This is a genomic window from Rhodococcus sp. 21391, from assembly GCF_016772255.1.
In the GTDB taxonomy this organism is placed as follows: domain Bacteria; phylum Actinomycetota; class Actinomycetes; order Mycobacteriales; family Mycobacteriaceae; genus Rhodococcus_F; species Rhodococcus_F opacus.
Genome location: NZ_CP063781.1, coordinates 943,444 through 962,963, shown reverse-complemented (window position 1 = coordinate 962,963; position 19,520 = coordinate 943,444). Strand labels below are relative to the sequence as shown.

At 67.9% G+C, this 19,520-nt stretch carries 22 protein-coding genes; 14 read left to right on the top strand and 8 right to left on the bottom strand.

What is annotated here, in order from left to right:
* The first annotated feature begins 78 nt into the window (after positions 1-78).
* Complete coding sequence (locus tag GO592_RS04560) at positions 79-675, top strand: flavin reductase family protein (RefSeq protein ID WP_005574505.1); 597 nt, start codon at positions 79-81, stop codon at positions 673-675.
* 61 nt (positions 676-736) lie between these two features.
* A complete protein-coding gene (locus GO592_RS04555) occupies positions 737-1,564 on the top strand; it encodes a siderophore-interacting protein (RefSeq protein ID WP_007298087.1) in 828 nt (275 codons plus the stop codon).
* Positions 1,565-1,618: 54 nt separating this feature from the next.
* Here the strand turns inward: GO592_RS04555 and GO592_RS04550 are convergent, their stop codons facing one another.
* Genes GO592_RS04550 through GO592_RS04540 form a run of 3 tightly spaced genes read right to left on the bottom strand, consistent with a single transcriptional unit; the run spans position 1,619 to position 3,769 of the window.
* Positions 1,619-2,065, bottom strand: coding sequence for a DUF6918 family protein (locus GO592_RS04550; RefSeq protein WP_007298088.1), 447 nt, complete (start codon positions 2,063-2,065; stop codon positions 1,619-1,621).
* Between the two features lie 44 nt (positions 2,066-2,109).
* Positions 2,110-3,111, bottom strand: coding sequence for an o-succinylbenzoate synthase (locus GO592_RS04545; protein ID WP_007298089.1), 1,002 nt, complete (start codon positions 3,109-3,111; stop codon positions 2,110-2,112).
* A gap of 4 nt (positions 3,112-3,115) precedes the next feature.
* On the bottom strand, positions 3,116-3,769 hold the full coding sequence (locus GO592_RS04540; RefSeq protein WP_005258299.1) for a PaaI family thioesterase: 654 nt from the start codon (positions 3,767-3,769) through the stop codon (positions 3,116-3,118).
* A 73-nt stretch (positions 3,770-3,842) separates the two neighbouring features.
* Between GO592_RS04540 and GO592_RS04535 the strand changes: the two genes are divergently transcribed.
* Positions 3,843-4,736, top strand: coding sequence for a 1,4-dihydroxy-2-naphthoyl-CoA synthase (locus GO592_RS04535; protein ID WP_005252069.1), 894 nt, complete (start codon positions 3,843-3,845; stop codon positions 4,734-4,736).
* A 6-nt stretch (positions 4,737-4,742) separates the two neighbouring features.
* Here GO592_RS04535 and GO592_RS04530 read toward each other — a convergent pair whose 3' ends face one another.
* Positions 4,743-7,130: an arylsulfatase gene (locus GO592_RS04530; protein WP_007298090.1), complete on the bottom strand. Its 2,388-nt coding sequence runs from the start codon at positions 7,128-7,130 to the stop codon at positions 4,743-4,745.
* A gap of 93 nt (positions 7,131-7,223) precedes the next feature.
* Here GO592_RS04530 and GO592_RS04525 point away from each other — a divergent pair, with 93 nt between their 5' ends.
* The 7 genes from GO592_RS04525 (at position 7,224) to menE (ending at position 11,480) form a co-directional block, all read left to right on the top strand.
* Complete coding sequence (locus GO592_RS04525; protein WP_007298091.1) at positions 7,224-7,673, top strand: hypothetical protein; 450 nt, start codon at positions 7,224-7,226, stop codon at positions 7,671-7,673.
* A gap of 3 nt (positions 7,674-7,676) precedes the next feature.
* The gene (locus GO592_RS04520; RefSeq protein ID WP_005258305.1) at positions 7,677-8,072 is read left to right on the top strand and encodes a VOC family protein; all 396 of its coding nucleotides are present in this window, start codon (positions 7,677-7,679) and stop codon (positions 8,070-8,072) included.
* 79 nt (positions 8,073-8,151) lie between these two features.
* A complete protein-coding gene (locus tag GO592_RS04515; protein WP_007298092.1) occupies positions 8,152-9,360 on the top strand; it encodes an inorganic phosphate transporter in 1,209 nt (402 codons plus the stop codon).
* A 10-nt stretch (positions 9,361-9,370) separates the two neighbouring features.
* Positions 9,371-9,637, top strand: a complete 267-nt coding sequence (locus GO592_RS04510; protein ID WP_005258308.1) for a hypothetical protein — start codon at positions 9,371-9,373, stop codon at positions 9,635-9,637.
* Positions 9,638-9,682: 45 nt separating this feature from the next.
* A complete protein-coding gene (locus GO592_RS04505; protein WP_005258309.1) occupies positions 9,683-10,036 on the top strand; it encodes a DUF3349 domain-containing protein in 354 nt (117 codons plus the stop codon).
* A 2-nt stretch (positions 10,037-10,038) separates the two neighbouring features.
* A complete protein-coding gene (locus GO592_RS04500) occupies positions 10,039-10,338 on the top strand; it encodes a DUF3349 domain-containing protein (RefSeq protein ID WP_005252058.1) in 300 nt (99 codons plus the stop codon).
* Positions 10,335-11,480, top strand: a complete 1,146-nt coding sequence (menE, locus tag GO592_RS04495; protein ID WP_007298093.1) for an o-succinylbenzoate--CoA ligase — start codon at positions 10,335-10,337, stop codon at positions 11,478-11,480. The genes GO592_RS04500 and menE overlap by 4 nt, the downstream gene beginning before the upstream one ends.
* A gap of 90 nt (positions 11,481-11,570) precedes the next feature.
* Here menE and GO592_RS04490 read toward each other — a convergent pair whose 3' ends face one another.
* Positions 11,571-12,275 (bottom strand): hypothetical protein, encoded by a 705-nt coding sequence (locus GO592_RS04490; protein ID WP_007298094.1) that lies wholly within the window; start codon positions 12,273-12,275, stop codon positions 11,571-11,573.
* 436 nt (positions 12,276-12,711) lie between these two features.
* Here GO592_RS04490 and GO592_RS04485 point away from each other — a divergent pair, with 436 nt between their 5' ends.
* Together GO592_RS04485 and GO592_RS04480 are read left to right on the top strand one after the other, a co-directional pair.
* The gene (locus tag GO592_RS04485) at positions 12,712-13,698 is read left to right on the top strand and encodes a daunorubicin resistance protein DrrA family ABC transporter ATP-binding protein (RefSeq protein ID WP_039951627.1); all 987 of its coding nucleotides are present in this window, start codon (positions 12,712-12,714) and stop codon (positions 13,696-13,698) included.
* The gene (locus GO592_RS04480) at positions 13,695-14,525 is read left to right on the top strand and encodes an ABC transporter permease (protein ID WP_007298096.1); all 831 of its coding nucleotides are present in this window, start codon (positions 13,695-13,697) and stop codon (positions 14,523-14,525) included. The genes GO592_RS04485 and GO592_RS04480 overlap by 4 nt, the downstream gene beginning before the upstream one ends.
* A 53-nt stretch (positions 14,526-14,578) precedes the next feature.
* Here the strand turns inward: GO592_RS04480 and tatA are convergent, their stop codons facing one another.
* From tatA to GO592_RS04465, 3 genes are read right to left on the bottom strand one after another with little or no spacing between them, the layout of a single operon-like run.
* The gene (gene tatA / locus GO592_RS04475) at positions 14,579-14,746 is read right to left on the bottom strand and encodes a Sec-independent protein translocase subunit TatA (protein WP_005252050.1); all 168 of its coding nucleotides are present in this window, start codon (positions 14,744-14,746) and stop codon (positions 14,579-14,581) included.
* Positions 14,746-15,420: a Rid family hydrolase gene (locus GO592_RS04470; RefSeq protein ID WP_007298097.1), complete on the bottom strand. Its 675-nt coding sequence runs from the start codon at positions 15,418-15,420 to the stop codon at positions 14,746-14,748. The genes tatA and GO592_RS04470 overlap by 1 nt, the downstream gene beginning before the upstream one ends.
* Before the next feature lie 29 nt (positions 15,421-15,449).
* A complete protein-coding gene (locus GO592_RS04465) occupies positions 15,450-17,030 on the bottom strand; it encodes a flavin monoamine oxidase family protein (protein WP_007298098.1) in 1,581 nt (526 codons plus the stop codon).
* Positions 17,031-17,256: 226 nt separating this feature from the next.
* Here GO592_RS04465 and GO592_RS04460 point away from each other — a divergent pair, with 226 nt between their 5' ends.
* Together GO592_RS04460 and GO592_RS04455 are read left to right on the top strand one after the other, a co-directional pair.
* Positions 17,257-18,771 carry an APC family permease gene (locus GO592_RS04460; RefSeq protein ID WP_007298099.1) on the top strand — a complete coding sequence of 505 codons (1,515 nt, stop codon included), beginning with the start codon at positions 17,257-17,259 and terminating at the stop codon, positions 18,769-18,771.
* Positions 18,771-19,514, top strand: a complete 744-nt coding sequence (locus GO592_RS04455; protein ID WP_007298100.1) for an IclR family transcriptional regulator — start codon at positions 18,771-18,773, stop codon at positions 19,512-19,514. The genes GO592_RS04460 and GO592_RS04455 overlap by 1 nt, the downstream gene beginning before the upstream one ends.
* The last annotated feature ends 6 nt before the right edge of the window (positions 19,515-19,520 follow it).

Sequence of the window (19,520 nt, the reverse complement as noted above, 5' to 3'; positions counted from 1 at the left end):
AGATCCTCCGGCACCCCCGTCCGGCGACCTCGCCGGGTGAGTTCACGGCCACATCGCGGGCGCTGACACCATGAACGCATGCGCACAGTCTTCGATCCCGCCGAACTTCCCCCACACCGCATGTATCAGGTGCTGACCGCCTCGATCGTGCCCCGGCCGATCGCGTGGGTGTCCACCGTCTCGGCGGACGGGGTGGCCAACCTGGCCCCGTACAGCTTCTTCTCGGTGTCCAGCACCCACCCGCCGGTGGTGCAGTTCACGTCGGTGACCCGCAAGGACAGCCTCCGCAACATCGAGGCGACGGGAGAGTTCGTGATCAATGTGGCGACCGAGCCGCTGATCTCGACGGTCAACGCCAGTTCCGCCACGTTCGACAGCGAGGTCGACGAGTTCGCCGCGCTGGGCATCGACACCGAACCCAGTGAGCGGGTCCGTCCCGTGCGGGTCGCGGGTTCGCCGGTCGCCATCGAGTGCACCCTGCACCAGGTGATACCTGTCGGTGATTCGTTCGTGGTGATGGGCGACGTCGTGACGGTCGCGGTGCGGCCCGAGGCGCTCGCCGACGACGGACTTCCGGACTTCGCGGAACTCGCCCCGCTCAGCCGGCTCGGCCGCAACGAGTGGGGTCTGCCGCCGAAGGTCGTGAGGCTCGACCGACCGCATCGCCCCGCCTAACGGATCGATTGGTTAGGCTTACCTGACAAATCGCACCGCTACCGGGGGAGTAACCGACGCCATGGCTCAACGCAGCAAGTTCGTCAAACCTCAGAGTCGCCGGATCGCGTCCGCAAGCGTAGTGGCGGGCAAGCAGATCAGCCCGAACTTCGTCCGCGTCACCATCGCGGGCGAGGAACTCGACTCCGTCAGCCCGATGGGGTTCGACCAGTGGTTCCGGATGTTCATCCCCCAGCGGGGACAGAGCACGCTGCGGTTACCGACCAGCGCGAGCAACCTCTGGTACGCGCAGTACAAGCTGATGTCCAAGGACACCCGGCCGGTCGTGCGCAACTACACGATCCGCGAGATCCGGTTGGCGGGATCGGGAACGTTCGGCGACAGCACCGAGATCGACATCGACTTCGCCTCGCACGGCGACCTCGGTCCCGCGTCGGCGTGGGCCAACTCGGCCGCGGCCGGTGACGAGGTGGCGATCCTCGACGAGGGGCTGATCTACAACCCGACGCCGGACGCCGAGTGGCAGCTGCTCGTCGGTGACGAGAGCGCGCTTCCCGCCATCGTCGGGATCCTGCGTTCGGCACCGCGGGACCTGCGGGCCGAAGTGTTCGTCGAGATTCCCGATGCCGAAGACGCTCGAGAAGTTTCGGTGGGTGACGGCGTGAACGTGCACTGGCTGGTGCGCGAGGACGCCGATGCCCGTCCGGGAGTGCTCGCACTCGACACCGTGAAACAGGCGGAGCTGCCGACCGGGCCGTCCTACACGTTCGTGGCCGGCGAGAGCGAGCTGACGACGGCGCTGCGACGCCACCTCGTGAACGAGCGCCGCATCCCGAAGTCCGACATCTCGTTCACCGGGTACTGGCGCCACGGCCACGCTGCCAACTGACCACAGGTGAGTGGCACAGCACGCCTGGGCGCGCCGGGCCACTCACCTGGGTTCTCAGTTGGCGTGCTTCTGAACGAGGGCGCCCAGACGCGGAAGTGCCTCGATCACATTCTTCTTCGCCGTCGGACGCAGCGACGAGTACACCTTCTTGACAGCACCGCGGTCGCTGCCCTCGATGCGCTCGTCGGTCACACCGAGGAGCGAGTCCGCGACCTCCTCGCCACGCGCGACCAGGTACTCGGAGAATCCGGCCTCACCGCTGGCGGTGAAGGCCTGCCAGTACGGCTCGAGCTTGGTGACGAATGCCGGCAGCAGGCCCTCGATGGCGTCCGGCACGATCGACGGTCCCACCTTCTTGACCGCGCCGTATCCACCCTTGAGTGCCAGTCCCGAGGCCCCCGACTTGTCCGAAACCTCCGCGTCGATGAGAGCCTGGACGTCTGCGATGACCGCAGGAACGCGCGACTCGTCGAGCAGGGTTTCGTTCAGAGCTGCAACCACTTTCAATGCCTCCGTATTGACTGAGCGATCAGGTCCGGCAGACACTATACGAAAAACCGGACTCCGCGTTGTTCGAGCAGGCCATGGCACCGGCGGGCCCGCTCGATCCACCAGCGTGAACGCTCCGCGGACGCGGCGAGAGCCGTGACGCGTTCGACGTCGGGTGCCACCGCGTCGACGGTGAGTTCGCCGCCGACGGGTTCGCGGGGGCGGGCCACGTCCGCCTCGAAGAGTCCCCCGGTACCCAGACCGCAGGCGAACTGCAATTCGGGGAGGGCGGCGGCAGCGGCGACACCGGCGGCGATACCGACAGCGGTGTCCAGGGCGCTCGACACGACCACCGGCACACCGTACGAAGACAACTCGTCCGCGAGCGACAGCAGCCGCCGCATTCCCCCGAGCGGGGCGACCTTCACGACGGCCACGTCGGCACCGCCGGCCCGCACGACCTTCAGCGGATCCTCGGCGCGCCGGATGCTCTCGTCGGCGGCCACCCGCACGTCGGGCATCCGCCTGCGGACCTCCACCAGCTCGGGCACGCTCGCGCACGGCTGCTCGGCGTATTCGAGCGGACCGTCGACGGTCAGGGCCCGCAGCGCGGTCTCGGCCTCGTCGACCGACCACCCCCCGTTCGCGTCGACGCGCACGTTCGGAACGAGTGCGCGGACCGCCCGCACCCGCGCGACGTCGTCGTCGAGCGTCTGACCACGTTCGGCCACTTTCACTTTCGCGGTCCGGGCACCGGAGTAACGCTCGAGCACGGCGGGCACCCGTGCGGCGTCGACGGCGGGGACGGTGGCGTTGATCGGCACTCGCGTTCGTACCGCGGGCGGCGGCCCGAGCCAGGCGTCCTCGATCGCCGACTGCAACCAGTGCGCCGCCTCGTCGTCCGCGTACTCGGGGAACGGCGCGAACTCGCCCCACCCCGCGGGACCGCGCAGCAGTAACGCTTCTCGGGTCGTGATGCCGCGGAACCGCACGCGCATGGGCAGACTCACCACGACGGCATCGGCCAGGACCTCCTCCAGGGAGGGCAGGGACGTCACGACGTCAGGGCTGCCCGGGCAGCAACTGGAGCATGAGGGCCTCGCAGTCGGCGAGCAACGTGTCGTCCTGCATCAACCGTGCGGTGATGAACGTCTTGCGACCCTCCACGCGGTCGACGCTGCCCTCGACGGTCAGACGCGTGTCGAGCGGTGTGATCGCGCGGTAGTTCACGTGCAGGTAGGCGGTGCGGCTGATGGGCCGCCCGTAAGCGTGGACGATCATGCCCATCAGGTCGTCGAACAGCAGCGGCAGCGTGCCGCCGTGCGCGGCACCGTTGCCCCCGAGGTGGTAGCGCCGGAACATGCCCGCACTGCGCACCCCCTCGGGCCCGAACTTCTCGATGTTCCACGGCGGCATGAGGAGACTCCCCCGGCCCGGCAACTCGATCGTGCGGCCCGCCGGCGACCGCCCCTCGGGAACGACGTGCGGTCCGAGCAGTTCGGCCAGCTTCTCCACCTGGTCCGCGGCCTGCGCGAGCACGTCGTCCGGGGCGTCGACCGACACCGCGAGGTCCTGCAACGTGCGCATTCCCTCGACGAACCGCGGCCAGTCCGGACCGGGCGTCACCGGCTCGTACTTGGGGAACCCGCCGTGGTGCTCGTACTCGTCGTCGCCCTTGCCGTCGAGACGGGTGACGTCGGCAGCCTGTTCGCTCATACCTGCACGGTAAACCCGGGCAAACTCGTGCGCGCGCGGACACCCGCCAACCGCACCCGATAACCTCGGAGCCGTGACTTTCAACCCGCAGCACTGGCGACCGGTTCCCGGTTTCGAGAACCTGACCGACATCACCTACCACCGGCATGTCACCCAGGGAATCGTCCGGGTGGCGTTCGACCGTCCCGAAGTGCGCAACGCCTTCCGCCCCCACACCGTCGACGAGTTGTACCAGGCGCTCGACCACGCCCGGATGACGTCCGACGTGGGCGCCGTGCTGCTCACCGGCAACGGTCCGAGCCCCAAAGACGAGGGGTGGGCGTTCTGCTCCGGCGGCGACCAGCGCATCCGCGGACGCAGCGGATACCAGTATGCGGAAGGCGAAACCGCGGACACCGTCGACAAGGCCCGCGCCGGACGTCTCCACATCCTCGAGGTCCAGCGGCTGATCCGGTTCATGCCGAAGGTCGTCATCTGCCTCGTCAACGGCTGGGCCGCGGGCGGCGGTCACAGCCTGCACGTGGTCTGCGACCTGACCCTCGCCAGCCGCGAACACGCCCGTTTCAAGCAGACCGACGCCGACGTCGGCAGCTTCGACGGCGGGTACGGCAGCGCCTACCTCGCCAAGATGGTCGGCCAGAAGTTCGCCCGCGAGATCTTCTTCCTCGGTGAGACGTACACCGCGGAGGAGATGCACCAGATGGGCGCCGTAAACAAGGTCGTCGACCACGCCGAACTCGAGGACGTCGCAATCGACTGGGCCACCAAGATCAACGGCAAGTCCCCGCAGGCCCAGCGCATGCTCAAGTACGCGTTCAACCTGCAGGACGACGGCCTCGTCGGTCAGCAACTGTTCGCCGGCGAGGCAACCCGCATGGCGTACATGACGGACGAGGCCGTCGAGGGCCGCGATTCGTTCCTCGAAAAGCGTGAACCGGACTGGAAGCCGTACCCCTGGTATTTCTGAGATCCCCTACGTGTACTCAACCGCCATGCGGTCGATGGTGCCGTTGAACGGGAACGGCGCCCGGTCGTAGTAGTCCAGCGACACCGGGGACCCCAGGCAGGTGCCGACATCGAGACAGTCGTTGGCTGTGAACAGCAACGGCACGCTCACCGGCACCTGCCCCTCCCCGACGACACTGCCGTCGACGCAGAGCTTCACGTTCAGCGGGCCACCGGGCCGCGTCTCGACGAACTCCGTGACCACCTGCACCGTGCGGGTGCCCGGCGGGATCGGCACGGTCGAACGAATCTTGGTGCGCATCAGGATGAACAGGTTGTACTCGTAACAGAGGTAGCCGTCGTCGACGAAACACGTGAGTCCGCCGGCGTTACTCCCCAGCGCGTAGAGCACTCCGCTCGGATTGTCCGGAGCGGAGAGGTCGAGGGTGACCCGGTTGTTCTTGTTTCCCAGCGCGGGAGCGCAGAACTCGGGCATACGGATCGTGTCGCCGGAGAACTCCCAGCTCGTGTACGGCGTCGTGATCCGCTGCTCGGGATGCAGCGCGATGACCCACAGCCCGCCGCCGACGGGGAGCACGTTGTTCTTCGCGGCCTCGATCGCGAACAGTTCCCGCAATTGCGCCAGCTTCCGCGGATGCTGCTCGGCGAGGTCCCGGTTCTGGGTCCAGTCCTCGTCCAGGTTGTAGAGCTCCCACACGTCGTCGTCCGGGCTCCAGTCGCGGATGCCACCGGGCACACCCGCCGCCCAGGGTGCGCGTGGCCCGAACGCGGACGCCATCCAGCCGTCGTGGTAGATCGCCCGGCTGCCCATGATCTCGAAGTACTGAGTGAGCTTTCCCCCGGTGGCGCCGCGTTCGACGAGCGTCTGCGCGAAGCTGGCGCCGTCCACCGGATCCTGCGGAACACCGTTCACCGTCCGTGGCGGAGTGATCCCGACGATGTCATAGAGCGTCGGCACCACGTCGTTGCAGTGCAGGAAATGCGTACGGGGCGTCGGGTCCGGTGCCACCTTCGCCGGCCACCGGACGACCATCGGGTTGCGGGTGCCACCGAGATGGGAGGCCAGCAGCTTCATCCCCTTGTACGGTGCGCTGCCCGCCCACGCCCAGCCCGCGTGATACATGTTGTCGGTCTTCGGCGACCCCAGGACGTCGAGGCCACCGAGTTCCTCGAGGGCCGCGATGTGCTGCGCCGGGGTGGTGGGAATGCCGTTCTGCGCCAACAGTTCACTGATCGTGCCGTTCTGCCCCTCACCGGACGAGCCGTTGTCGCCCCAGATGTACAGGACCAGCGTGTCGTCCCGGTACCCCAGACGGTCGAGCTCGTCGAACAGCCTGCCCACCTGGACGTCGCAGTGCTCGGCATACCCGGCCGCGACCTCCATCAGCCGGCGCTGGAACGGTTTCTCGTCGTCGGGAATGTCGTCCCATGCGGCCATCGTCGGGTCCCGGTCGGTCAGCTCCGCTTCGGGGGGAATCCAGCCCTTCTCCTTGGCCCTCGTGAAGACCCGCTCCCGGTAGGCATCCCAGCCGTCGTCGAACTTCCCGGCGTACTTGTCGGCCCACGGCTTCATGATGTGGTGCGGTCCGTGCAGACAGCCGCTGGCCCAGTACATGAAGAACGGTTTGTCGGCGTCGAACGCCTTGTGCCTGCGCAGCCAGCCGATGGCGTCGTCCGCGAGATCCTCACTGAGGTGGTAGCCCTGCTCCGGGGTCTTCGGAGGCAGCACCACCGTCGTGTTCCGCACCAGGTTCGGCTCGTACTGCGACGCCTCGCCGGCGAGGAAGCCGTAGAAGTACTCGAACCCGAGACCCGTCGGCCAGTTGTCGAACGGACCGGCTGCGGTGGTCTCCTCGGCCGGCGTGTTGTGCCATTTCCCGAAAGCTGCAGTGCTGTACCCGTAGTGGCGCAGCACCTCGGGCCCCGTCGCACTCGACCTCGGGATGCGGCCGGAGTAGCCGTCCCAGTCGTTGGCCAGCTCGGCGATCTGCCCGTTGCCGACGCGATGGTGGTTGCGTCCGGTCAGCAGCGACGCGCGGGTCGGCGAACACATCGCGGTGGTATGGAATCGGTTGTACCCGACACCGTCCTGCAACATTGCGTCGAGCGTCGGGGTGTTCACCTCACCGCCGAGGCCACTCGGCAGACCGGGCCCGGCGTCGTCGATGAGGACGATCAGAATGTTCGGGGCGTCGTCGGAAAGCCGCCGCTTCTTCGGAAGTGGGCTGTACACGGACTCCTGCATGGTCCGGCCGGCGATGCTTCCCGACGGCGGCGGCGGGAACGGTAACGATTCGCCGCCCGCTATCGGCTCGCCTGTCACGCTCGATTTCATGGCCTGGTCCCCTCGTCGTCCGATGCTGTCGATCCAGTCCAGCACCGGGCGGTCACGCACGAGTAGACCCTCCGAGGGTGAAATACGCGGGCGGATTCGTCGCCTCGGCAGGAGAGGGCACGCGACGTCTCCGATTCGGGCACACTGACCCACATGAGCATCGACCGCGAGCTCCCCGCACCGGAACACCGCCGTCCGCCCGGAGTGAGCGACGACACCGTCGCCGCGCTCGGGAAGTTGTCGGAGGCCCTCGAAACGGTCGAGCGTGCCCGCGGGCACCTCTACTCGTTCCATCAACTGATCGGCCACGCCGATCTTCAGCTCGGCGAAGCCGTAGACGCGCTCCGCGCCGCGGGACACGCGGCCGTCGCGGACCGGGTGCAGTCCGAGCTCGTGGGACGCAACGTCGTCGAGGGCCGGTGGACGTTCCAGCTCGTCGAAGAGTTCGACGATCACTACTGGTCGCCGCTGCGCGAGCACGAGCGGGGCGCACGTCACGAACTCGCCGACGGACGACGGCACCTGTTCGAGGCGGAGATGAAGGAAGATCGACGCACACACGGGCGGACGGGACACGAAGCCCGGCCCGGCGAAGGAGGGTGACGGGTGGAGATCCTCAGCAGCAGGACGATTCTGCGGCCGCGCGACTACACGACGACACTGGGCTTCTACCGTGACATCCTCGGGCTCGCCACCGCCCGCGAATACCCCGGGGGCACGGTGTTCTTCGCCGGTCAGGGTCTGATCGAGGTTGCCGCGCACGGCGGAACCGGTGAGTCGTCCTCCTTCGACGGCGCCCTGTGGCTGCAGGTTCGCGACCTCACCGCGGTCCAGACCGAGCTTGTTCTCGCCGGGGTGAAGATCGACCGCGAGGCCCGGCAGGAACCGTGGGGGCTGTTCGAGATGTGGATCGCGGACCCCGACGGAATCCCGATCGTTCTGGTGCAGATTCCGGAGGATCACCCCATCCGCCGCGACTCCCGCCCGAAGGGTGAGAACTGACGGGAAGCCATACGCGGGAGTGATCCTGGACACCGGACGTCAGCTGTACATTTTCGGTTGAAATCCGCACAATCTGGGTGTGACCGCAGAGCTCGTAGTTCTCCTGGTGGTGGTCGTCACCGCCCTCGCTTTCGATTTCACGAACGGCTTTCACGACACCGGCAATGCAATGGCCACCTCGATCGCGACGGGAGCTCTGCGACCCAAGGCGGCTGTCGCGCTCTCCGCATCGTTGAATCTGGTCGGCGCGTTCCTGTCCGTGGAGGTTGCGGCGACAGTTGCCAAGGGCGTGGTGAATCTGGGAGAAGTGGGCGGCGAGGATCTGCTGCTCATCGTGTTCGCCGGCCTGGTCGGCGGCATCATCTGGAATCTGGCGACGTGGCTGCTGGGCCTGCCGTCGAGCTCGTCCCACGCGCTGTTCGGCGGACTGATCGGTGCGGCCATCGCATCCATCGGCATGAGCGGTGTCGAGTGGGGCGGCGTGCTCAGCAAGGTCGTCGTGCCCGCCGTCCTCGCCCCCGTGGTCGCAGCACTGGTCGCCACCGCGGGCACCAAGCTGGTCTACCGGATCACCTCCGGCGTGCCGGAGGACACCAAGGAACACGGGTTCCGCATCGGTCAGATCGGTTCCGCGTCCCTGGTGTCGCTGGCCCACGGAACCAACGACGCCCAGAAGACGATGGGCGTGATCTTCCTCGCACTCGTCGCGCACGGGTCCCTGTCCGCCGAGGACGAGATGCCGTTCTGGGTGAAGCTCAGCTGTGCGATCGCCATCGCGCTCGGCACCTACCTCGGCGGCTGGCGCATCATCCGCACGCTCGGTAAGGGACTCGTGGAGATCGCCGCTCCCCAGGGCATGGCCGCGGAGTCTTCGTCCGCCGCCATCATCCTGACGTCGAGCCACCTCGGACTGCCGCTGTCCACCACGCACGTCGCGACCGGCTCCATCCTCGGCACCGGCCTCGGCCGCACGGGCGCCGAGGTCCGCTGGGGCATCGCCGGACGCATGGCCGTCGCGTGGCTGGTCACCCTGCCGTCCGCGGCGATCGTGGGAGCCGTGTGCTGGGTCATCGCCCACATGATCGGCGGTCTGCCCGGTGTTCTCGTCGTGTTCGCCGCCCTGATCGTGCTCGCCGGGTTCATGTATTTGCGCTCCCGGCTGCAGCCGGTGACGTCCGGCAACGTGAATGCCGAATGGGAGTCGGGCGAGACCGACGTTCCCGCCGAACCCACCGAACCGGGCGTGGCCGAGACCGCGGACTCCGCCGGTCGCGCCGCGAACCGCTGAGGGGCTCGCCATGACACTGCTGACCACCACCATCCACTCGCTCTGGCAGGTCATCCTCGTCGGACTGCTGTTCGGCGCGGGCCTCCCCGCGATCTTCGCGCTCGGACTCCGGTCGCTCGGCGGCACGGACACCGGTGAGGGAGTCTCGCAGCCGACCTTCGCAGGCCGGATCGGCGCCTGGGCCTGCTTCGCCGTGGTGCTGATCGCGATCATCACTGGGATACTTCTCTTGATGCAGGGCTTTTTGGCCAGCAGCTTCGGTATCCACATCTTCTGAGCGGCGACCGCGAGTCCCGTTCCATCGACGAAAGAGGCCGAACGCGTGCCCAAGAATTCACTTCGCTCCGTGCTCGACTGGCTACGCGCCGGGTACCCCGAGGGAATCCCGGCGAAGGACCATTTCGCGTTGCTGGCCGTGCTGCGTCGCCGTCTCACCGACGAGGAGATCGAACAGGTCGTCGCGCTGTCCATCGAGACGGCCCACGAAACACCCGAACGCCACGTCGACTACGACAACATCCGCCGTCTCATCAGCGAGATCACCCACGAGGAACCGTCCGAGGAGGACGTTGCCCGGGTGACGGCGAACCTCGAGGCCGGAGGGTGGCCGGTCGGACCCGATGCCGAATGCGGCGACGGCTCCGGCGACACGGAAGAAACCCGCGACGCAGGCTAGCCATGAGCCTTCCACCGTTTCTCTCCTCCATCATCGGCTGGCTGCGAGCCGGCTACCCGAACGGCGTGCCCGAGCAGGACTACATCCCGTTGTTCGCGCTGCTCACCCGCCGTCTGTCGGAAGACGAGGTGGACGCCGTCGCCGACGCCCTCGTCGAGGAGGGCGACCTGCCCATCGAGAAGACCGACATCCAGGTGCTCATCACCAAGGTCACCGACGAGTTGCCGCTGGAGTCGGACGTAGACCGGGTGCGCAGCAACCTCGCCGCAGGCGGCTGGCCGCTGGCCGGGCCTGCCCAGTGAGCGAACTGCAGGTCCTGCCCGTCCCGTCGGGCGTCGGGGTTCTCGGCATCCTGCCGCAACTGTCGGCGATCCTCGACGGAACCGGCCCGGCCGCCCTCCCCGTACCCGCCGCGGACGAGCGGGAGACCCGCCGACTGACGGACGCGTTGCACCCCGGGGAGCCGATCGACGACGGTGTCGCCCTCGTGGTCGCGACGTCCGGCACGACGGGAGTGCCGAAGGGTGCCATGCTGTCCGCGGCCGCCCTCCGCGCCAGCGGTGACGCGACGCACGCGCGGCTCGGCGGTCCGGGCTCCTGGCTGCTGGCCCTTCCCGCCCACCACATCGCGGGCATGCAGGTGTTGCTGCGCAGTGTCCTCGCCGGCACCGAGCCGGTGGTGATCGACGTGGCCGACGGCTTCGACCCCGGTGCGCTGCCTGCCGCTGTCGCGTCGATGAGCGGTCCCCGCCGCTACACCTCGCTCGTTCCGACCCAGCTGGTCAAGGCCCTCGACCATCCCGACGCCGTGGCCTCGCTCGCCGCACTCGACACCGTCCTCCTCGGTGGAGCCGCGACCCCCGCCCCCGTCCTGCGTCGCGCCGTCGACGCCGGCATCACCGTCGTCCGTACGTATGGAATGAGCGAGACGTGCGGTGGATGCGTGTACGACGGGGTTCCCCTCGACGGCGCCCGGGTGCGGATCGACGGTGACGGCCGCGTCCTCCTCGGCGGGCCCATGCTCGCAGCCGGTTACCGCGGACTCCCGGACCATCCAGCGTTCGCCGAACCCGGCTGGTTCCGCACCGACGACGCCGGCGCCGTCACCGACGGCGTCCTCGGCATCTCCGGGAGACTCGACGAGGCCATCTCCACCGGCGGTCTCACCGTCGTCCCGCAGGTGGTCGAGGCGGCTCTCGTCGCGCACCCCGCCGTCCGGGAATGCGCGGTGATCGGCCTCCCCGACGAGCGACTGGGGCGCCGCGTCACCGCCGTCGTCGTCGCCGAGCGCGGCACCGAACCGACACTCGCCGAACTCCGCACCTTCGTCGAACGCACCCTCGACCCCACCGCCGCCCCACGCGAACTGCACCTCGTCGACACCCTCCCCCTCAGAGGTCCGGGGAAGATCGACCGGCGTGCACTGGAATCGCGATTCGGCTAGCGAGTCCTCCCGTCTGCGGAGTTGCACACCGATTCGCTAGATTCCCGTGCGTTTGTGCGTGATTCCAGCAATTCGGCGGGAGGGAATGGGTCACCGGCGTCGCGAGCGGGCACACGCGCGCTCGAATCGCGCCCTCACGGCGTCGAACCGCCCCAGGTCCGCCCACACCCACCGGATCACCTCGAGACCCGTGTCGCGTATCGCGTCCTTCCGCAACTTCTCCTTCGCCACGATGTCGCCCGACTGACCGGAACCGAATCTGTACTTGCCCATCCCGTCGAACTCGCCGACAACTCCCCAGCGTTCCCAGAAGAAGTCGACGCGTCCGACCAACGCACCTCCGTCGGTGCGCACTTCGTGTTGCAGCTCGGGCGCCGGCATCCCACACTCACGCATCCTGATTCGGCTGAGCGACTCACCGGGACTCTCACTGCGTCCGTCCAGCAGAGCCACTGCGCGGCGCGCGGCACCGATGCCTTTCCGGCGCCCGTGACACTCCACCACAGCCTGGACGTCGTCGATCGACACAACACCTCGATGCAACGCGGAATCGCCGATCACGACGGCCTGGTCCAACGATTCCGATCGCGCCACATCCGCCACGGTCCGAGCGAGCGAGGTCACTGCCACGCCGTCGATCTCGGTCACATCGTCCGCGTCGAGTGGAGCGATGTGAAAGTGCAGCGTCGCGGTCCGTCGGCCGCCCGATCGACGCGCCCGGGTCAGGTGCACGCGATCGAGGTTCACCGCACCGACATCGAGCCCGTGGAGGACTGCGGCGGACCACGACCCCACCCCCGTGCGCCACGACCGCCGCCGCAACCCGGGCTCGGTGCATCCCGATCGCGTCCAAGGATTCCGAGCTGCCGCTGTGGAGGTAGGCACCCGCGGCCACGGCGACCAGTTGTCCGGTCGTCCTCGCGCGACGCAGTTCCGGGTCGGTGATTCCGTCGGCCAACGCACGGCGGCGAAAGATCAGGTCCTCTGCTCTCATATCGAGCATCGTGCACCCTGCTCGACGCCAGCCGCCTTCTCCGACCAGGGAGAACAGTCTGCCTGTGGATAACCGACTGGTTGTGGAAATCCACATCCGCACGCCGATTCGTCAGATTCCGGCGCAATTGCCCCTGATTCCGACCAATGTCTGTGAATTCGCCCGACGACAGCGCCCGCAAGACCGTGCAAGAGGCGTGCAAGCCCGATGCAAGTGGTGGGCTGCATCGTCTACGGCATGAACCTCACTGCAACTCCCCCAGCCATCGAGGCCGACGGGCTCGTGAAGCTCTTCGGCCGTCAGCGCGCCGTCGACGGCGTGAGCCTGTCCGTCCCGACCGGGTCGGTGTACGGAGTGCTCGGCCCGAACGGCGCCGGTAAGACCACGACGGTGCGGATGCTTGCGACGCTGTTGCGTCCGGACGGCGGCGAGGCCCGCGTCTTCGGCCACGACGTGGTGCGCGAACCGAATGCGGTGCGCTCGCTGGTCGGTGTCACGGGCCAGTACGCGTCCGTCGACGAGGACCTGTCGGCGGTCGAGAATTTGGTGATCTTCGCCCGGTTGCTCGGCCTGAGCCGGGGTGATGCCCGCCGCAAGTGCACGGAACTGCTCGAGGAGTTCGACCTCACCGAGGCGGCGACGAAGCCGCTCAAGAATTTCTCGGGCGGCATGCGTCGACGTCTGGACCTGGCGGCCAGCCTGATCGCCCATCCTCCCCTGTTGTTCCTCGACGAGCCGACGACGGGTCTGGACCCTCGGACGCGCGCCCAGATGTGGGACACCATCCGCAGGCTGGTCGCGGACGGGTCGACGGTGCTGCTCACCACGCAGTACCTCGACGAGGCGGATCAGCTGGCCGATCGGATCGCCGTCATCGACCGCGGAAAGGTGATCGCGGACGGCACGGCCGACGAGTTGAAGGCGTCCGTGGGCGTCTCCTCGCTGCAGTTGACGCTGGTCGATCGCGGACAGACCGACGACGCGCGTTCGGTGATCGCCCACACCCTCGGTGTGGAGGTCGCGATCACCCCGGAGATCGGCCGCCTCACCGCGCCGATGACCGATCCGTCGCTCACCGTCGAACTCCTGATCCGGTTGCGCGACCACGGCATCGCCGTCGACGAGATCACCGTCCAGAAGCCGAGTCTCGACGAGGTCTTCCTCACCATCACCGGCCACGGCGCAGACGCCACCGAGGCCGACACCGAACGGAGCGTCGCATGACCACCACCCTCGAATCCCTCGCTCACGCGGGCCCCCAACCGATTCCGGAAGCCCGGAACCGGATCAGCCTCGAGCAGTCCGTCGCGAACACGCTGACCATGGCGTACCGGGGACTGCTCAAGATCAAGCACAATCCGGAGCAACTGTTCGACGTCGTCGTCCAGCCGATCATCTTCACGTTGATGTTCACGTACATCTTCGGTGGCGCCATCTCCGGCGACGTGGCGTCGTATCTGCCGATCATCATCCCGGGCATCCTGGTCCAGACGGTGATCACCACGTCGATCGTGACGGGCACCCAGTTGCGGGAAGACATGGACAAGGGCGTCTTCGACCGCTTCAAGTCCCTGCCGATCGCCCGCATCGCGCCGCTGTCCGGTGCGCTCCTCGCCGACGTCGTGCGGTACGGCATCGCCACGACCATCACGTTCGCCGTCGGTATCGCGATGGGGTACCGGCCCGGCGGCGGTGTCGTCGGGGTGGTGTCGGCCGGCGCGCTCGTCATCGTCTGCGCCTTCTCGATCAGCTGGATCTTCGCTCTGATGGGTGTTCTGATGAGCAAAGCGTCTTCGGTGCAGGGCATTTCGATGCTCATCCTGTTCCCGCTGACGTTCATGTCCAACGCGTTCGTGCCCGCCGACACGATGCCGGGCTGGATGCAGGCGTTCGTGAACGTCAACCCCGTGTCGCACGTCGTGACCGCGGTGCGTGAACTCGTCAACGACGGCCACTTCGGTGTCCACGTCGTGTGGTCGCTGCTCGGCGCCGCCGTGATCGTCGCGATCATGGCACCGCTGACGGTCCGGACGTACATGCGTAAGGCTTGACACCCGAAGAACGAAGCGAGCCGGTGGACGCGGGGTCCACCGACTCGCTTCGCCTATTTCTCCAGTTCGGGTGCGTCCGCCTGCAACTCCCCCACCTCGGTCTTGAGGATCCGCATCGACCGTCCCAGGCCGCGGGCGGCGTCCGGAAGTTTCTTCGACCCGAACAGCACCACGAGCACGACCGCGATGATCGCCCAGTGGCTCGGGCTGAGCGCCCCCACTACTGGGGCTCCTCACCGTCGGGGTACACGGCGTCCACCTCGACCTCGACGAGCCAGCCCGCGGCGGGCAGGCTCGCGACCTCGAGCGCGAACCGGCTGGGACGCGCGGAGTTCCGTTCCATCGGGGCGGCCGGTTCCGCGGTGCCGAGCGGGACCAGTTCGGTGTCGCCGGTCTCGAGGTTGGTGTTCGCGAAGAACTGCCGGTAGGCGCGGTTCCAGCCGGCGTAGTCGGCGCGGTCGGTGCCGGGGGCGTTGTCGAGGAACACCCGCATGGTCACGACGTCCTCGAGCGTCAGTCCCTGTGCCTCGAGATGGTCGCGAATCCGCTTGAGCGCGTTGATGCCCTGTGCTTCGGTGATCGTGACTCCGGCCGGGAGTGCGCCGCCCGTGAACACGTCGGTGTCGATGTACGACTCGGGGGTGCCCTCGGGTGCGGCCTGGTTGGAAGCGCCGGGACCGATGCCGCTCGACTTGTAGACGGCGGTGCCGCCACCGATGGCCACACCCTGCGCGATCATCGGATTCGCCTCGCCGGCTTCGAGAACGGACTTCGAGACGAACGTGCTGCCGGGCGCTTCCGCTGCCGCCTCCTCGGAGGAGCACGACGTCGCCCCGGCGATCAGAGCGGATGCGGCGAGCGCGGCGGTCACGGCCTTGGTACGAAAAGACTTCACAGTTCACGACTCCTTGTTCGAGGGGAAGGTCAGGCTTCCTGGGCCACGCGCTCGTGGATGTGGGTGACGACGTCGCGGGCGGACGTCAGGGCGCCGTGCTGCCAGGCGATGGCGTTGGACAGGTGGTCGCCGGCGAAATAGATCTTGTCGACGGGTTCGAGCAGCTTCTCGTACTCGGGTGTGGCCGCCCCGCCGTGCGATCCGCCGCTGCCCGCCCAGTTGGCCCAGGCACTCTCGGAGTACTTGGTGCGCCGCCAGCTGCCCGAGAACGACGACGAGATGTCGCGGGTGTACTTCTCGCCGTGGATCTCCGAGCCCTCCGCGATCGCCTTGGCGAGCCGCTGGCGGTGGGTGAGCGACTCGAACGCCTCCTGCCGCTTGCCGCTGCTGTAGTAGGCAACGACCACACCGCGATCGGAGTTGTAGTGGTCGTACGGGAACATGATCTGCGAGATGTCCTTGTCGGTGTTCGACGCGCCGCCGTAGATGCGGTCCTCCGTCTCCCACCACCGGCGCGAGTACTCGATGCCGAGCTTTCCGGACGACGACGGCTTGGCCGCCTTCAGCGCGGTGAGCACGTCGCCGGGCAGATTGTTCTGCAGTCGTTCGACGAGGTGCGGCGGGATCGTGCAGATCGCGTAGTCGGCGGTGATCGACTTCTTCGAGCCGCCGGCGATGTATTCGACGGTGACGCCCTCGGACACGTTCTTCATCGACGTCACCTCGGCGCCGAAGACGATGTTGTCGGTACCGATCCTGTCCTGGAACGCGTAGTAGATCCGGTCCATGCCGCCAACCGGGGTGAACATCATCATCGCCTGGTCGTAGCCGAAGTCGAAGCTGAAGTTGCGGCCGATGCCGCTGCGGATCACTTCCTGCATCGCGAACGGCTTCTTCTCGGTGCCGAAGTTCAGGCCGGCTCCGGGCTCGGAATCGTAACCACGACGCGAGGATCCGAGGTAGCGGCCGTCGTCGGAGAGGTCACCGAAGTCGCTGAGGAACTCCGACAGCGCATCCTTGTCCTCCCGGCTCAGCACCTGGTCCAGGGCGCCCTGATCGGTGGCCTTCTTCAGCAGTTCCGACATGTAGCCGAACGTGTCGGCCTTCGCGGCCCGGTAGGTGACGGACTGGCCCGACAGCGACGTGTCGCTCTGGTAGTTCACGAACGTGTTGGCGTTCTGGTTTCCGAAGCCCTGGATCTCGACGCCGAGTTCGCGGCAGTAGTCGAGCGTGATGTGGCTCTGCGGGATGCGGGTGGCGCCGACGTTGTAGAAGTGGCCCTCGGAGAACGTGCATTTCTGCGTCTCGCCGTTCAGGTCGGTCTCCTCGGTGCCGCCCCGGGCGGTCCAGACGCGGCCACCGGGCCGGGTGCGGGCCTCGAGGACCGTCACCTTGTACCCGGCCTTCTGCAGTTCGAATGCCGAACACAGACCGGCGGGGCCGCCGCCGAGCACGACCACGGAATGGCTGCCCTTCACCTTGCCGATCAGGTCGCCGGCCGCGAGCGGCTGGAAGGTGCGGGCGGGCGCAGCGGTCGACGGTGCGAGCCCGAGCGTCGACATCGCGCCGTACGCGAGGCCTGCGCCTCCGGTGGCCCCGAGGCCCTTCATGAAAGATCTACGTGTGAATGCCAATTCGCGCTCCCATTCTTGCGCCCGGCGACCCGGGTAACTTGTCCGGATTCATCCTGGGAGGGAAGCGAGTCGGGAAGTTGTCGGCGGCGAAACAGTCTGAGGCCGGCGAGCGAGAACGGGCGCGGGCCGTTCTCACTCCCGAGTCGGAGTTCGACCCGAAACCGAAACTTTTCGGCAACACGACCCGGCTAGTTTCACGCGCATGTCAGCCCTTTCCGACGCCATCGTGCGTTCGTTCGCCACCGGCGAGCCCGAACGTCAGGCCCTGTCGCCGTTGCGTGCGCTGGGTCGGCGGCAGTTGTCGGGCTTCGAGGTTCTCGCCCAGTCGGTGGCCACGACGGCGCCTGCGGTGTCGATGGTGGTCCTGCCCGTCACCATGTTCACCCACCAGATGCTGCTGAGCGGTCTGATCACGATCGTCGTCGCGACGGTGGTGGTCTCCCTGATCGCGGTGTGCGTCTCGCAGTTCACGCGACGTATGGCGGCCGCGGGCGGCCTCTACAGTTTCGTGTTCCAGGGCCTCGGCACGCGAGCCGCGCTGACGGCGGGTGTCGCCATGCTGACCAAGTACGTGGGCAGTGCGGTGATGACGCTGTACCACGGTGGCCAGGCCGTGATCGCGACGCTCGGCTTCTTCGGGCTGGAACTGCGTGAACCCGCCGAACGTCTCCTCGTCTACGCCGGGATCGCGATCGTGATCCTCGCCTGTCTGGTCCGCGGGGTACGGTTCGCGGCCCTCGCCATCCTCGCCGTCGAATCGTGCTCGTTGCTGTTCATCGTCGGTCTGATGATCGTGACCGGCGCGGGCGGCCAGCACGCCGCGGTACCGCCGTCCGATTCCGCGTACGGGCCGCTGCTCATGACGCTGGCCGCGGTGTTCGCCCTGGCCGGCTTCGAGAGCGCCACGTTCTTCGGGCCGGAGGCCAAGCGCCCGCTCGCCACCGTCACCCGCACCGTGATGCTCACGCCGATGATCTGCGGCGGCCTGTTCATCTTCTCGGCGTGGGCCGCCTGGTCCGGTCGCACGGACACCCTGGTCAACGCGTATCTGCACGGCACCTCCACCGGGGTCGACCCGGCCGTGGTGATCGCCCTGAACCTCGGGTTGGGCACGTCGTGGCTGGCGTCGGCGATGGCGTCGTCGAATGCCGCGTCGCGGCTGCTGTATTCGATGGGGATCGAACGAGTCGTGCCGCGTCTGTTCGCCCGGGTGCACCGCAGCTTCCGCACCCCGTACGCGGCGCTGGCGGTCATCGTGTGCGCCGTGTGCGTCGGTGCCGCGACATTCGGCATCGTCGGCAAGTCGACCGGATTCGGTCACGTGCAGTTGATTGCCAGGACTGCGGTGGTCGCGGCGTATGTGTTGGTGGCCGTGGCGTCGGTGCGGTTCCTCAGCCGGATCGGGGAGCACACCCCTCTCGTCCTGGTGGCGGGAGTCGCGGGCAGCGCCGCCGGCGGAATCGTCCTGGCCTACATGCTGTTCGTGAACGTGGCCCACGGCTTCGCTATGGTCCCCACCGTGGTGCTGACCCTGTTGCTGTCGGGTTCGGCGTGGCAGCTGTACCTGCGATGGCGCTACCCGGCGAGCCTGCGGTCGATGGGTGTGTTCGACACCGCGGAAACAGACGATGTGCTGCCGGGAGCCGGGGTCTTCGCCACGGACGCTGCCGGGAACCTCGCGTTGACGGCGGCTGGACGTACCCCCGGGTCCCGGTGATGGGCGCCCGAGCGGGGGAGGTCGCGGGCCACGAACCACGCGCCGTGCAGAAGGCACTCGCCCTGCTCGAGGCCGTGGCTCAGCTCGGGTCCGGGGCGACCGCGCGAGACATCGCCGCACACGCGGGGATCCCCCAGGCCACGGCGTACCGGCTGCTCAATCTCCTGACCGCCGACGGCTATCTGGTGCGGATCGCCGACCTGTCCGGGTTCGCGCTGGGCCGGCGGACCAGGCAGCTGGCGGGGGCGGATGCGGCGCCGGACCCGGTCGACCACCACGCCGTGCTCGAAGAACTGCGCGAACAGGTGCGTTTCGGGATCCATCTGGCGTCGTTCGCGGGCGGCCGGGTGCGACTCGTCGACCGGGACCCCGACCACGAACTCAGCGGCGAGAACACGATCGCCGCGCACCTGCACGCGTCCGCCATCGGCAAGATCCTCCTCGCGTCCCGTCCGGACCTGGTGCCGTCGAGCCTGCACCGGGTCACGTCGCGGACCGTCACCGACATCGCCGCGCTGCGGGGTGAACTCGACGCCGTCCGTCACACCGGTTCGGCCCGAGAGGTCGACGAGGTGCGGGTGGGCCGCAGCGCCGTCGCCGTCCCGGTGCACGATGCGCAGAACGCGGTGGTCGGATGCCTTGCGGCGATCGGCAAGACCGGACGCCTGGCCGTCGACGATCCGGAACTCACCGACCTCCTGCGATCGTGTGCGGCCCGGGTGAGCGGCCGGGTCCCTGCCTGAGACCGG